At 62.5% G+C, this 14820-nt stretch carries 8 protein-coding genes; 3 read left to right on the top strand and 5 right to left on the bottom strand.

Annotated features, from left to right (window positions below):
- Positions 1 to 39: 39 nt before the first annotated feature.
- From mdtD to LOY53_RS24360, 4 genes are all read right to left on the bottom strand, one after another.
- On the bottom strand, positions 40 to 1467 hold the full coding sequence (gene mdtD / locus LOY53_RS24375) for a multidrug transporter subunit MdtD (RefSeq protein WP_099430611.1): 1428 nt from the start codon (positions 1465 to 1467) through the stop codon (positions 40 to 42).
- A 129-nt stretch (positions 1468 to 1596) separates the two neighbouring features.
- Positions 1597 to 2928, bottom strand: coding sequence for a TldD/PmbA family protein (locus tag LOY53_RS24370; protein ID WP_258703379.1), 1332 nt, complete (start codon positions 2926 to 2928; stop codon positions 1597 to 1599).
- Positions 2928 to 4370 carry a TldD/PmbA family protein gene (locus LOY53_RS24365; protein ID WP_252826033.1) on the bottom strand — a complete coding sequence of 481 codons (1443 nt, stop codon included), beginning with the start codon at positions 4368 to 4370 and terminating at the stop codon, positions 2928 to 2930. Before LOY53_RS24365 ends, LOY53_RS24370 begins: the two co-directional genes overlap by 1 nt.
- A gap of 32 nt (positions 4371 to 4402) precedes the next feature.
- Positions 4403 to 6205, bottom strand: coding sequence for an acyl-CoA dehydrogenase (locus tag LOY53_RS24360; RefSeq protein WP_258703378.1), 1803 nt, complete (start codon positions 6203 to 6205; stop codon positions 4403 to 4405).
- Between the two features lie 237 nt (positions 6206 to 6442).
- Between LOY53_RS24360 and LOY53_RS24355 the strand changes: the two genes are divergently transcribed.
- Complete coding sequence (locus LOY53_RS24355) at positions 6443 to 7132, top strand: hypothetical protein (RefSeq protein ID WP_252826029.1); 690 nt, start codon at positions 6443 to 6445, stop codon at positions 7130 to 7132.
- An 819-nt stretch (positions 7133 to 7951) separates the two neighbouring features.
- Here LOY53_RS24355 and putA read toward each other — a convergent pair.
- The gene (putA, locus tag LOY53_RS24350; protein WP_252826028.1) at positions 7952 to 11905 is read right to left on the bottom strand and encodes a trifunctional transcriptional regulator/proline dehydrogenase/L-glutamate gamma-semialdehyde dehydrogenase; all 3954 of its coding nucleotides are present in this window, start codon (positions 11903 to 11905) and stop codon (positions 7952 to 7954) included.
- Positions 11906 to 12263: 358 nt separating this feature from the next.
- Between putA and putP the strand changes: the two genes are divergently transcribed.
- Entirely contained in the window at positions 12264 to 13742 is a 1479-nt protein-coding gene (gene putP, locus LOY53_RS24345; RefSeq protein WP_252826027.1) for a sodium/proline symporter PutP, read from the top strand.
- 106 nt (positions 13743 to 13848) lie between these two features.
- A complete protein-coding gene (locus LOY53_RS24340; protein WP_027592484.1) occupies positions 13849 to 14685 on the top strand; it encodes a 23S rRNA (adenine(2030)-N(6))-methyltransferase RlmJ in 837 nt (278 codons plus the stop codon).
- Positions 14686 to 14820 lie beyond the last annotated feature (135 nt).

The following is a 14820-nucleotide window of genomic DNA, read 5'->3' as shown; positions in this document are numbered from 1 at the left end:
AAAATGCCGCACAGTCTACCAGCCTCATGGCCATTCGCCCTACGACTCCATGTGTTGTTCCGGACGACGGGCACGCCTTCCGTCTGTCGGCGCCAGTTGCAGGAAGATCGCCGCAGCCAGCATGGCCATGATGCCGATGGTCACAAAGGTCAGCTGGAAGGCGCCCAAGGTGCTTTCCACCCCCTCGGCGCTGCCGGCCGCCGTGAAGCCGCCCAGCAATGCACCGGCGCAAGCCACACCCAGGCTCAGCGCCAGTTGCGCGACCACCGACAGCAGGCTGTTGCCACTGCTGGCGCTGGCATCGTCGAGGTCGATCAGGGTCACCGTGTTCATGGCCGTGAACTGCATGGAGTTGACGGCGCCGAGCAGGCCCAGCTGTATCAGCAGCACGGCGTAGGGCGTCTGCTCGTCGACCAGGCCGAGGCTGGCCAGCAGCAGGCCCAGCAGCAGGGTATTGCCGGTGAGGATGATGCGGTAGCCGAAACGCTCGATCAGCGGCCGGGCGATGGACTTGGCCAGCATCGCCGCTGCAGCCAGCGGGATCATGCTCATGCCTGCCTGGGCTGGCGAATAGCCCAGTGCCACCTGCAGCAGCAAGGGTACGAGGAAGGGCAGGGCGCCGCTGCCCAGGCGCGCGAACAGGTTGCCGAGGATGCCGATGGCAAAGGTGCGCACGCGGAACAGGCTGGGCGAGAACAGCGGCTCGGGATCGCGCCCGGCCCGCAGCCAGTAGGCGGCCAGGCAGGCCATGCCAGCGAACAGCAGCAACATCACCCGCAAGTGCGGCAAGTGCAACTCGCCCAAGCCTTCCATGGCGATGGTGATCAGCACCATCGCCGCGCCGAACAAGAGGAAGCCCGGGCCATCGAAGCTGGTGCGCTCGGCGCCGCGCAGGTCAGGGATGAACTTCCACACGGCATAACAGCCGATGGCACCGACCGGCAGGTTGAGCAGGAAGATCCAGTGCCAGCTGAGGATTTCCACCAGCCAGCCACCGACCGTTGGGCCGAGCAGGGGGCCGAGCAGGCCGGGGATGGTGATGAAGCTCATGATCCGCACCAGCTCGGTGCGGGGGTAGGCGCGCAGCACCACTAGCCGCCCTACCGGCAGCATCAACGCACCGCCCAGGCCTTGAACGACGCGTGCCAGGATCAGAAAGCCCAGGCTGTTGGCGGCGGCGCACAACAGCGAGCCGAAGCTGAATAACAGGATTGCGCTGAAGAAGATGCGTTTGGTGCCAAAGCGGTCGGCGATCCAGCCGGAGGCGGGAATCAGCAAGGCCACGGTGAGCATGTAGGCGATGATTACGCCTTGCATGCGCAGCGGGTCCTCTTCCAGCGAGCGGGCCATGGCCGGCAGCGCGGTGTTGAGAATGGTGCCGTCCAGGGACTGCATGAAGAAAGCGATGGCCACGACCCAGGGGATCCAGCGGGCGGTGACGGGGTCTAGCGGGGTGCGTTCGGGCATGACGTCCTCGTTTGTCAGTGCCGGCCTCTTCGCGGAGCACGCCCGTTCCCACAGGATCTCCACCGCCCTCGAATAGGGTGACATCGCTGTGGGAGCGGGCTTGCCCCGCGAAAGGGCCGGTAATGCCTATCACAATGTCAGGGTCAGGCCTTTGACCAGCGCCCCTGGCAAATGACTCGACCCAGTACTGCGCTGTCCATAGGTACTGGTAGACAGGATCATCTCGCGCTCGCGGGTCAGGTCCTCCAGCTGGCTGCCCAGCAAACTGTACAGGCTGTCATCGAAGCGCATGGTACTTACCGGCCCCTGAATCTGGCCATTCTCCACCCAGAAAGTGGCAAAACGGGTCAGGCCGGTCATGCGTGCTGCTGGCAGGTCCGAGTAGTTCAGGTACCACAGGTTGCTGATATACAGCCCGGTGCCCAGCCGTTCGAGGATTGCTTCACTGGCCAGGTTGCCCGCCGCCAGGCTCAAGGCGCAGGGCGACTCGTAGCTGTCGGCGCCATTCGCCACCAGCGCGAACTCGGCCGCACTGCGTGCGCTGATCAGGCGCTGCACGGCTTGGCCTTGCTGGATCAGCGGCACATCGAGGCGGGGTGACCCCTCATCCGAAAACGCCGGGCTCAGCGAACCGCTGACCTGCTCGTCGAAACTGACCAGCGGGCTCAGCTGGGCATCGCCGTTATACAGGCGCTGCAGGGCGCTGTTGCCAGTGGCCAGGGCCTGCGCAGAAAACCCGCCCCAGCACAGCATACCGGCGATCTCGTCCATGGCCGCTGGCGCCAGGTAGGCGCGGTAACTGCCCGGTTTCAAGGTGATGGCGGGGCGGCCCAGGAACGCCAGTTGATCGCGGGCCTGGCGCAGGCGCGCGACGAACTCGTCAGCGCTCCAGGCCTGCCCGGCATAGTTGGCTTTCACGGCCTGGCCGTTGCTGTGAAACAGGCTCCAGTCCATGTTGAAACTGTTGGCCTGGTGCCAGCCAAAGGCCCCGAACGAGCTGGCGAAGCCGCGACAGATCGGCCCGGCGGCGTAGATGCCGACCAGGTCCAGGTCGCCGGCTTCCCGCTCGATCAAGGCCAGCACTTCATCCAGTTCCGGTAGCGTGTGGTCTTGCTGGCTGTGGCTGTTCCACGGGGTTTCGTCCAGGCGCAGGTAGGGGTCGACGGCCAGCAGGGGCAGGGTCTGGCGCAGTTGGCCCAGGGCATCGGCCAGGCGCGCGCGGTCCAGCACGGCATCATCGCCCAAGGTGATCAACTGCTCGGCCTGGCGGCCATCACAGATCAGGCGCAGCTGCACACTGGCCTGGCTCACCTCGCCGGCCTGGCGCACCTTGGCGTGGTTGAAGCGCACGAACTGCGACTGCTCGGCGTTGTAGCCGAAGGTGAACTGTTCGCCCGGCTGCAGGGCATCGCGCAGGGCGCCAAGCAGGCTCTCGAAACGGTGTTGGGGTGTGGCGCTCATCAGGCGTCGCCTCCGAAGACATCGATCTGGCTGAACACGCAGGCCGGCGAAGCATGGCCAACCCGCACCACCTGGTTGGGCTCGCCTTTGCCGCAGTTGGGCGTACCGAGCACCTGGAAGGTGCTGGCGTCGCCGACCGCGGACAAGTTGCACCAGAACTGCGCCGAGATGCCGCGGTAGTTAGGGTTCTTGACGATGCCCTTGAGCTCGCCGTTTTCGATCAGTTGGCCCCACTCGCAGCCGAACTGGAACTTGTTGCGGGCATCGTCGATGGACCAGGAGCGGTTGGTGCGCATCAGGATGCCGTGCTCGATGCCCTTGACCAACTGCGCCAGCGAGCGGTCGCCCGGCTCGATGTTGAGGTTGGCCATGCGGTCGATCGGTGCGCGGTTCCAGCCACAGGCGCGGCTGTTGGCCACGCCGTCCAGGCCGGAGCGGAACTGCGACAGGGCACCGCCCAACGGGCGCAGCAACAAGCCATCGCGGATCAGGAACTGCTTGCTGGCCTGGGTGCCGTCATCGTCGTAGCTGTAGCTGGCGAGTTCTTCGCCGATGGTCGGGTCGAAGGTCACGTTGAGCAGCTTCGAGCCGTATTGCAGGTGGCCGAAGTCACTGGCGTTGACGAAACTGGTGCCGGCGTAGTTGCGCTCGTCGCCGAGAATGCGGTCCATCTCCAGCGGGTGGCCGATGGACTCGTGAATCTGCAGCATCATCTGGTCGGGCATCAGCAGCAGGTCACGTGGGCCGCTGGGCGTATTGGGCGCCAACAGCAGTTGCAGCGCCTCGTCGGCGACCCGCCGAGCGGCGCCGATCAGGCCACAGCGCTCGATGACCTCGAAGCCGCCCTGCTGGCCGAAGTTGTCCCGGCCCAGGCTGCGGCTCTGGCTGTCTTGGCCGTCACTGGCCGTCACGCTCAGGCCTGGGAACAGGAAGCGCTGGGCGTGGCGCAGCTCGGCGCCGGCGGAGTTGAGGTAGGTCTGTTCGACCAGGGTGATGTCCAGGCCGGCCTGCCAATCCACCAGGCGGCTGTCCTGGGGCACGCTGGCCGACTCGGCGGCGAGCAGGCCCAGGCAATCGGCAAGGTTGGGCAGTGGCTGGTCGAAGTTGGGCGAGACATGGTCGTGGCGTGCGCTGGTCACCGGTTGGTCGCGCAGGTCCAGCAGGCTATGCCTGGCGATCTGCCGGGCCAGCGCTTCGGCGCGTTCGAGCGCCTGCTGCAAGCCTTGTTGGGACAGGTCGGCGGTGGCCGCATAGGCCTCAACGCCGTTGACCCGCACGGTGAGCATGGCGCCCTCGTCCTGGCTGAAAAACGGCGGCTCGGCCACATTGCGACGCACAGACAATGCCTGGTACGACTGCTTCACATGACGCAGGGAAAACAACTCGGCCGTGCTGCGTAGCCCAGCAAAGCGCTGGCGCAACAGGGCGCTGGAATCGAACATGCGAAAGCCTCCGTGTACACGGTGGCTCCCCCTTAGAACCACTCGTCCTGCATGACGAGGCAAGTGCCATCGCGCGCCTCGAGCAATGCCAGCTCATTATGGCAGCCTGGTACTTCCCAGGTTAGGAAATAACGCGCGGCCTGCAGCTTGCCGAGGTAGAAGTCGCGGTCGGCGGCGTTGCCTTTGAGCAGGCCAAGCTCGGCGTGGATCGCCTGTTCCAGCCAGCGCCAGCCGACCACGCAGTGGCCGAAGGCCTTGAGGTACAGGGCCGAGTTGGCCAGGGCGGTGCTGACGTTGCCCTGGGCCATGTCACCCAGCAGGGCAAGGGTGACGGCTTGCAGGCGATTGACCAACTGCTCCAGCGGCTGGCGCAGGGTGTCGAGGCCAGGGTGGTGGCTGGCGCGCTCGGCTGTGCTGGCGATCAGGCGGATCAGTTGCTTGAGCCCGGCGCCGCCGTTTTGCGCAAGCTTGCGGCCGAGCAGGTCGAGCGACTGTATACCTTCAGTGCCCTCGTGAATCGGGTTCAGGCGGTTGTCGCGGTAATACTGCTCAACGGGGTATTCGCGGGTGTAGCCATGGCCGCCGAGGACCTGGATCGCTAACTCGTTGGCTTTGAGGCAGAAGGCCGATGGCCAGGACTTGACGATCGGGGTCAACAGGTCGAGCAGTGCCTGGGCGTGTTGCCGGGCGCTCTCGTCGTCGGCTGTCTGGGTGTCGTCGAACAGGCGTGCGGCGTACAGGCCAAGGTCGAAGGCGCCTTCAACGTAAGCCTTCTGCGTCAGCAGCATGCGCTTGACGTCGGTATGCCCGATGATCGGCACGGCAGGGCTGTGCGGGTCCTTGTTGTCTGGCAACCGCCCTTGTGGCCGCTGGCGCGCGTAGTCCAGCGAATACAGATAGCCGGCATAACCGAGCATCACCGCGCCCATGCCAACGCCGATGCGCGCCTCGTTCATCATCTGGAACATGCAGGCCAGGCCCTGATGCGGTTGGCCGACCAGGTAGCCGATGCACTGGCCGTTGTCGCCGAAGTTCAACGCCGTCGAGGTGGTGCCGCGCCAACCCATCTTGTGGAACAGGCCAGCCAGCAGCACATCGTTACGCTCGCCACGGCTGCCATCCGGGTTCACCCGGTACTTGGGCACGATGAACAGCGAGATGCCCTTCACTCCGGGAGGCGCATCCGGCAGCTTGGCCAGCACCATGTGCACGATGTTTTCCGACAGCTCGTGGTCGCCGCCAGAGATGAAGATCTTGTTGCCCTTGAGCCGGTAGCTGCCATCGCCAGCGGGTTCGGCGCGGGTGCGGATATCGGCCAGGGACGAGCCCGCATGCGGCTCGGTCAACGCCATGGTGCCGAAGTAGCGGCCGTTGATCATCGGCTGCAGGAACAGGCGTTTTTGTTCGTCGGTGCCGAAGCTTTCGATCAGGTTGGCCGCGCCCATGGTCAGGAACGGGTAGGCCGTGGTGCCAGCGTTGGCGGCCTGGAAGTGCGCGAAGCAGGCTTGTGAGACCAGGCTGGGCAACTGCATGCCGCCGACCTCGAAGTCCCTGTTGGCATTGAGGAAGCCCGCCTCAAGGAAGGCGTCGACGGCGGGCTTCACCTCGGCGATCAGCTCTGCGCGGCCGTCGACATAGCGCGGCTCGTTTTCGTCGGCCTTGCGGTTGTGCGGGGCAAAGTACTTTTCGGCGATGGTGCGGGCGGTGGTCAGCGCCGCGTCGAAGGTTTCGCGGCTGTGCTCGGCGAAGCGTGGGCGCTGGGTGAGGGCTTCGGCGTCGAGGACTTCGTAGAGTTCGAAGGCGAGGTTGCGGGGGCTGAGCAGGGTCTCGGGCATGGGGGCGGTCCTTAGCGGGATGCTGCGAGTGTAAGGAATCGGGTGGAGTGGGGGGAGGTTAATAGGTTTGGGTGATATGGGTTTAGAAAGTGCAATGAGACCTAGCGGTCTGGCATCCGTTGAGATCTTTTTTTCCATGCAAAACAAGGAAATTCCCCACAATATTTTCGGACGTTGCCATGCGGGTATCTTGTGTTGAATCCTGTAAATGTCAGTCTTTGGAATAGAGGATTGGCAATGGAAAAGATTGCTCGCTGGACGGATGTCAGGAAAGAGGATCTGTACAAGGTCGAAGATCCATTCTTTGCGGTCTCATTAATTAGAGATAACTTGAAAAGTAGAGGTAATGTTCGGGAGGTGCGTGGTGTAACCGAGCTCTTAAAGGAGTGTGGTCTGTATTACAGCTCGGTTAGCCTCATGAACGATCAAATTGATAGAGCACTCAGGCCGGTTGCGTCAGGTGCGTGGATGCTGATTAAAGATGAACCATTCAAGCCGATAAATACCGAAGAGAATCGGTATGCGAGAATTTGTAGCAGGCAAAATGCTGGCGATTTTTTGATTAACACGGTCTCTGAGGTGAGTGGTCCGGGTAAATGGAAGATAACGTCTATACGTGTTAATAAACGTGCTTCGAGTGCTGCCTTTGTTGCGAATTTTCTGGTGTCGAGAGGCGATGAAGGTCGAGCCTTCTTGTCGTCAGGGAAAGATTATGCGAATACGACGCGAACGGTAATTCAGGAGTGGGTGCCGCTTGACACTGAGGAGCGAAACTTTGCGTTTTCTTCTGCAATCCATAGATTCGGTATGGAGCGTACAGTCACGCAAATTTATGTGGAGGCTGATGATGCCTGGGATGTGTCAGGGGCTTCATGGCATTGGCGGCCAGTAGTCGCAAACGAAGAATATGAGTTCAAACACAAATGACCTGGGGCATGGGTTTGAGAAGGTCAACGCGATTGGTCGGTTTGTTTTGGGGTGGTATGGATGCTTTTTATATTTCTTTCGTGGTATTCAGTAGCTTGAATAGAGGTGTGACACCCTTTCTGAGTGACCTCAATTCTGCCCTTGCAAACATGGAGCAGTGGGGGGGAGGGCTTGAGTTGATGATTTGGATGGGGCTAGTCGTCCAGATATCCCTTGTGGCCAGCAGTATATTGCTTTGCTTGGGAAGAGTCTCCGGAGTCTACTTGGCTGGTATTCAATTTCCTTTTCGCATTTTTTTATAATTCCATCGTTTTCCTTGATTTTGCTATTGCCTGATACCAGCACGTGGATTTGGTTGACCCTTGTCGTTGCATCTGAGGGGGCTAAAGTCTGGAGTCTTTGGTGGCTCTGGCGAAGGCGCACGTGAAGGACTTAGGGCATAAAGGTGCCTGCCATTCCTCTTTCTGCGCCTATGAAATCGAGCGCCGCCCGCGCGGCGCTTCGCAGCACAAGGCTGCTCCTACATTTGTTTTGTGCCAATGAAGCCTGTGATATTGGCGCGCGACCGCCTTGTTCATCCGACGTGGTATTGAGGCGGGCGACAACGGGTCGCGCGCGCTGGTACAAGCGAGACTGGCCCGAAACAGATGTAGGAGCAGCCTTGTGCTGCGAAGCGCCGCGCGGGCGGCGCTCGATCTACGCCGCACTGAAGAAACCAAGCCAGGCACCTGGCAGCCCAACCACACACTCAAACTCTAAATAAACCCCATAAAAAAAGGAGAGCCAAAGCTCTCCTTCTTCATTAACGACCCTCAGCCATCAACCAATGGTCATCAGGCTCGCATTACCCCCCGCAGCAGCAGTATTCACACTCACCGCCCGCTCGATCACCAAGCGCTCCAGCGCAATCTGGTGGTCGCCGCTGGACAGCCCGTGCACACCGACGATCGCCCCGGCACGCTTGGCCACTTGTTGGCACACGCTACGCAGTTGGTCCGAATCGCCATGGTGGATCACGGCGTCGAACGCCACCTCATCCTTATTCCAATCAGCCACCAGCTTGACCTTGGCCTGCAGCTCTTTCGGCAGGCGGGCGCGCAGGGCTTTGCCCGGTTCGCCGTCAGCCCATACCGCCGAGCTGCCAACCGCCAGCACGGCAGCAAACTGCGCCAGCAGGTCGGCTTCGTTGTCCGCCAGGCACAGCACATGTTCGCGCGGCAGGATGGTGTAGCTGTTGCGCTCGCCGGTTGGGCCTGGCAGCAGGCGGGCGATGCCGCTCTGCGACTGGCCGGCAAATTGGCTGCACAGCGCAGCCAGGTCGGCCTGCTGGTTACTCTCGGCCCAGGCCTTGAGGCTGTGCAGCGGTTTGATCAGTTGCTCGTGCAGGGTGCGGTCAGGCGTGCCTTCGCCATCCTGCTGCTGGAAGTGACGGCCAATGGCGTCGGCGGGACGGGTCGACAGCAGGCGGTACAGGTACAGCGGGCCACCGGCTTTCGGGCCGGTACCGGACAGGCCTTCACCACCGAACGGTTGCACGCCAACCACTGCACCAACGATGTTGCGGTTGACGTACATGTTGCCGGCGTTGGCGGTTTCTACGACTTTGGCGATGGTCTCGTCGATACGGGTGTGCACGCCGAGGGTCAGGCCGTAACCAGAATTGTTGATCTGCTCGATCAGTTGGTCGAGGTTGCGGCGGTTGTAGCGCACCACGTGCAGCACCGGGCCGAAGATCTCGCGTTTGAGCTCGTCGAAGCTGTCCAGCTCGATCAGGGTTGGCATGACGAAGGTGCCGCGCTTGACCTCGGCCGCATCGGCGATGGCAACCTGGTAGACCGAGCGGCCTTTTTCGCGCATGCCCTGGATGTGCTTCTCGATGCCGGCCTTGGCTTCGGCATCAATCACCGGGCCGATGTCCACGGCCAGGCGGTCCGGGTTGCCCAGGCGGCTTTCGGCCATGGCACCCTTGAGCATCTCGATCACGCGGTCGGCGGAATCTTCCTGCAGGCACAGCACGCGCAGTGCCGAGCAGCGCTGGCCGGCGCTGTCGAAGGCCGAGGACACCACGTCGATCACCACCTGCTCGGTCAGGGCCGAGGAGTCGACGATCATCGCGTTCTGGCCGCCGGTTTCGGCGATCAGCGGAATCGGGCGGCCCTGGTTGTCCAGACGGCCGGCGACGTTACGTTGCAGCAGGCGGGCCACTTCGGTGGAGCCGGTGAACATCACGCCTTTGACGCGCTCGTCACCAACCAGGCCGGCACCGACAGTCTCGCCGCGGCCTGGCAGCAGTTGCAGGACGCCTTCCGGAATGCCAGCTTCCAGCAGCAGGCGCACGGCCTGGGCGGCAATCAGCGGGGTTTGCTCGGCGGGCTTGGCCAGTACCGGGTTGCCCGCGGCGAGTGCAGCGGCGACCTGGCCGCTGAAGATTGCCAGCGGGAAGTTCCATGGGCTGATGCACACCACTGGGCCCAATGGGCGGTGGGCGTCATTGCTGAAGTCGTTGCGGGCTTGCACCGCGTAGTAGCGCAGGAAGTCCACGGCCTCGCGCACTTCGGCGATGGCGTTGGCGAAGGTTTTACCGGCCTCGCGGATGAGCAGGCCCATCAGCGGCTGGATCTCGGCCTCCATCAGGTCGGCGGTGCGCTCAAGGATCGCAGCACGCTCGGCGGGTGGGGTGGCCTGCCAGATCGGTGCGGCGTTGAGGGCGCACTGGATGGCGTTGTCGACGTCGGCAACCGTGGCTTCCTGGACGTGGCCGACCACATCGCGGTGGTCGGCTGGGTTCAGCACCGGCACAGCAGCCGATTCGCTGGCGGCGCAGGCCAGCAGCGGGGTGGCTTTCCAGTCGTTGTGGGCAGTGGCCAGCATGGCGCAGGACAGCGACGCCAGGCGGTGTTCGTTGGCCATGTCGATACCGGCCGAGTTGGCCCGCTCAGTGCCGTACAGGTCACGCGGCAAAGGGATGCGCGGGTGTGGCAGGCCGATGCCGCCTTCCTGGGTGGCCATGCGCTCGATGCTGGCGACCGGGTCGGCAACCAATTCCTGGATGGAGATCGAGTGGTCGGCGATGCGGTTGACGAACGAGGTGTTGGCGCCGTTTTCCAGCAGCCGACGAACCAGGTACGCAAGCAGGGTTTCGTGGGTGCCGACCGGTGCATAGACGCGGCACGGACGGTTCAGCTTGCCGTCGGAAATCTTGCCGACCACTTGCTCGTACAGCGGCTCACCCATGCCGTGAAGGCACTGGAATTCGTACTGGCCGGGGTAATAGTTCTGACCGGCGATGTGGTAGATGGCCGACAGGGTGTGGGCGTTGTGGGTGGCGAACTGCGGGTAGATGGCTTCGGGTACGGCCAGCAGTTTGCGTGCGCAGGCGACGTAGGACACATCGGTGTACACCTTGCGGGTGTAGACCGGGTAGCCTTCCAGGCCTTCGACCTGGGCGCGCTTGATTTCGCTGTCCCAGTAGGCGCCTTTCACCAGGCGGATCATCAGGCGGTGGCGGCTGCGCTTGGCCAGGTCGATCACGTAGTCGATCACATACGGGCAGCGCTTCTGGTAGGCCTGGATGACGAAGCCAATACCGTTCCAGCCTGCCAGCGAGGGTTCGAAGCACAGGCGTTCGAGCAGGTCGAGCGACAGCTCCAGGCGGTCGGCTTCTTCGGCGTCGATGTTCAGGCCGATATCGTATTGCTTGGCCAGCAGGGTCAGCGACAGCAGGCGCGGGTACAGCTCTTCCATCACGCGCTCGTACTGGGCGCGGCTGTAGCGCGGGTGCAGGGCCGACAGCTTGATCGAGATGCCCGGGCCTTCATAGATGCCGCGGCCATGCGAGGCTTTGCCGATCGAGTGGATCGCTTGCTCGTAGGACGCCAGGTACTTCTGCGCGTCGTGCTCGGTCAGGGCGGCTTCACCAAGCATGTCGTAGGAATAACGGAAGCCCTTGGCCTCGAAACGGCTGGCGTTGGCCAGGGCTTCGGCGATGGTTTCACCGGTAACGAACTGCTCGCCCATCAGGCGCATGGCCATGTCGACGCCCTTGCGGATCATCGGCTCGCCGCTTTTGCCGATGATGCGGGTAAGCGAGGAGGTGAGGCCGGATTCGTTATGGGTGGACACCAGCTTGCCGGTCAGCAGCAGGCCCCAGGTGGCGGCGTTGACGAACAGCGATGGGCTGTTGCCCAGGTGCGGCTGCCAGTTGCCGGTGCTGATCTTGTCGCGGATCAGCGCATCGCGGGTGCCTTTGTCTGGGATGCGCAGCAAGGCTTCGGCCAGGCACATCAGTGCCACGCCTTCCTGGGATGACAGCGAGAACTCTTGCAGCAGGCCCTGGACGATGCCTGCGCGGCCGCCAGCGCTCTTCTGGTTGCGCAGTTTTTCGGCGATGCCGGCCGCCAGTTTGTTGGTGGCCTCTGCCAGTGGCGCGCTCAAGCGAGCCTGCTCCAGCAGCATCGGAATGACTTCCTGCTCGGGGCGGCGGTAAGCGGCGGTGATGGCCGAGCGCAGTACCGATTGCGGCAGGATGCTCTCGGCGAATTCGAGGAAGCATTGGTGAGCATGGTCCGGTTGGACTTCGCCAGCATCGTCGACCAGGTTGCTGGCATGACCGTTGAGTTCGGTCAGGGTGGCACCACCCTCGAGCTTCTCCAGGTAATTGAAGATCGCTTGCTTGATCAACCAATGCGGCGTGCGGTCGATGGACTGCGCAGCTGCTTTGAGTCGCTCACGGGTAGGGTCATCGAGTTTGACCCCAAGGGTGGTCGTCGCCATTTCTTATCCTCGTTATTGCCACGGCTGTGGCCTAAGCTGACGCCAAGAGTATCTTGTAGGACATTTCGGGTGCAACCAGGTGCAACCCTAATTTTTTGTGTAAGAGGTGCAACTCGTCCGAAGCATTTTTCCACACACTAAAAAGGGGCGTTTGCGGTGCGCTTTCTTCTGAAAAGCACGGTTTTTGCTCCAAAAGGGAGCAAAAAAGCGGCATTTACTGAAAATGACCGAGTGGGTGCAACTGGTAACTGAAAAATGGTTGCACCTGCTTCCCGTTGTTGCATAGCATTCGCCGCCTGGGTGCAACCGGCTTGACTGCCAGTTCGCAAGAGATAAAAACAAACGCCAGGGCACACGCATGGGCAATCCACTAACGATCACCTTCGTGATCTACATCGCCGCAATGGTACTGATCGGCTTCGCTGCCTATCGCGCCACCAATAACCTTTCCGACTACATCCTGGGCGGTCGCAGCCTGGGCAGCGTGGTCACCGCGCTCTCTGCCGGTGCTTCGGACATGAGCGGCTGGCTGTTGATGGGCCTGCCGGGCGCCATCTACTTCTCCGGCCTTTCCGAAGCCTGGATCGCCATCGGCCTGACCGTAGGCGCCTACCTGAACTGGCTGTTCGTTGCGGGTCGCCTGCGGGTGCAGACCGAGCACAACGGCGATGCCTTGACGCTGCCGGACTACTTCTCCAGCCGTTTCGAAGACCAGAGTGGCCTGCTGCGGATCATCTCGGCCATCGTCATTTTGGTGTTCTTCACCATCTATTGCGCGTCGGGCATCGTCGCTGGTGCGCGTCTGTTCGAAAGCACCTTCGGCATGCCGTACGAGACGGCGCTGTGGGCCGGCGCTGCCGCCACCATCGCCTACACCTTCGTCGGTGGCTTCCTGGCGGTGAGCTGGACCGACACCGTGCAGGCTTCGCTGATGATTTTCGCGCTGATCCTCACCCCGGTGATCGTGCTGATCTCGACCGGTGGTTTCGACACCACCTTCCTGGCTATCGAAGCGCAGAACCCGGCGAACTTCGACATGCTCAAAGGTGCAACCTTCATCGGCATCATCTCGCTGATGGGTTGGGGCCTGGGTTACTTCGGCCAGCCGCACATCCTGGCGCGCTTCATGGCCGCTGACTCGGTCAAGTCGATCGCCAAGGCCCGTCGCATTTCCATGACCTGGATGATCCTGTGCCTGGCCGGTACCTGTGCCGTGGGCTTCTTCGGCATCGCCTACTTCTCGGCCAACCCTGACCTTGCAGGCCCGGTCACCGAGAACCGCGAGCGTGTGTTCATCGAGCTGGCGAAGATCCTGTTCAACCCATGGATCGCGGGTGTGCTGCTGTCGGCCATCCTGGCGGCGGTGATGAGTACCCTGAGCTGCCAGCTGCTGGTGTGCTCCAGTGCCTTGACCGAAGACTTCTACAAAGCCTTCCTGCGCAAGGGCGCTTCGCAGCGTGAGCTGGTGTGGGTCGGTCGTCTGATGGTGCTGGCGGTTGCCCTGATTGCCATCGCCATGGCAGCCAACCCGGAAAACCGCGTGCTGGGCCTGGTGGCCTACGCCTGGGCGGGCTTCGGTGCCGCCTTTGGTCCGGTAGTGCTGATCTCGGTACTGTGGAAAGGCATGACCCGTAACGGCGCCCTTGCCGGTATCGTGGTGGGTGCATTGACCGTGATCCTGTGGAAGCAATTCGACACCCTTGGGCTGTACGAAATCATTCCAGGCTTCCTCTTCGCCAGCATCGCCATCTTCGTGGTGAGCAAGCTGGGTAGCCCGTCGACGGCGATGATTCAGCGCTTCGAAACGGCTGATGCGGCGTATCACGCTGACAAGTAATACCCGTTGAACAGGCGGCGCCCGCGAAGCAGGCGCCGCCGATCGACAGCCAGGCCTGACTCCGCCTGCAAGGCAAGGTAAACTTGCCACCCCCGCAGGAGTTGCCATGAACTATCGTCACGCCTTCCACGCCGGCAACCACGCCGACGTCCTCAAACACATCGTGTTGACCCGCCTCATCGCCCTGATGTCGCGCAAGGAACAGCCGTTCGCCTATATCGATACCCACGCAGGCCTTGGTCTGTATGACTTGCAGGGCGACCAGGCGACCCGCACCGGTGAATACCTCGAAGGCGTTGCCCGGTTGTGGAACCGCGACGACCTGCCGGCCATGGCAGGCGATTACCTGCGCATCATCAAGCGCCTCAATGCCGATGGCGAATTGCGCTACTACCCAGGTTCGCCAGAGCTGGCCCGCCGCCTGATGCGTCAGCAGGACCGCGCCCTGCTCAACGAGAAGCACCCCGAAGACGGGCCGCTGCTCAAAGAAAACATGAAGAAAGACCCACGCGTCTTTGTTCACCTGGGCGAGGGCTGGCATGTGCCGCGCGCCTTGCTGCCGGTGCAGGAAAAACGCGCGATCATGCTGATCGACCCGCCGTTCGAGCAGGCCGATGAGCTCAAGCGCTGCACCACTTCGATGAAAGAGGCGATCGGCCGCATGCGCCAGACCGTCGCGGCCATCTGGTACCCGATCAAGGACCAGCGCTCGCTGACCCGCTTCTATCAGGACCTCACCAGCACTGGCGCGCCCAAGTTGCTGCGCGTCGAGTTGTATGTGCACCACCAGGACAGCCCGCAGGGGCTCAACGGCTCTGGCCTGGCCATTGCCAACCCGCCGTGGGGGCTGGAGGAAGAGCTGAAGGAGCTGCTGCCCTGGCTCGCCAAGGAGCTGGCACAGACGGCGGGCAGCTACCGGATGGACTGGCTGATCGCCGAGTAGAGCGGTTCCCCAGCTGGCCCTATCGCCGGCAAGTCGGCTCCCACAGGTACGGCGCTGCTCTTAGGGGCTGCGCCGTACCTGTGGGAGCCGGCTTGCCGGCGATAGGGCCAGTTGGAATTGTTTGCGTTATAATCT

Source organism: Pseudomonas sp. B21-031 (assembly GCF_024748985.1).
Classification (GTDB): domain Bacteria; phylum Pseudomonadota; class Gammaproteobacteria; order Pseudomonadales; family Pseudomonadaceae; genus Aquipseudomonas; species Aquipseudomonas kermanshahensis.
The sequence above is the reverse complement of the archived record's forward strand: the minus strand, read 5'-3'. Positions and strand labels throughout refer to the sequence as shown.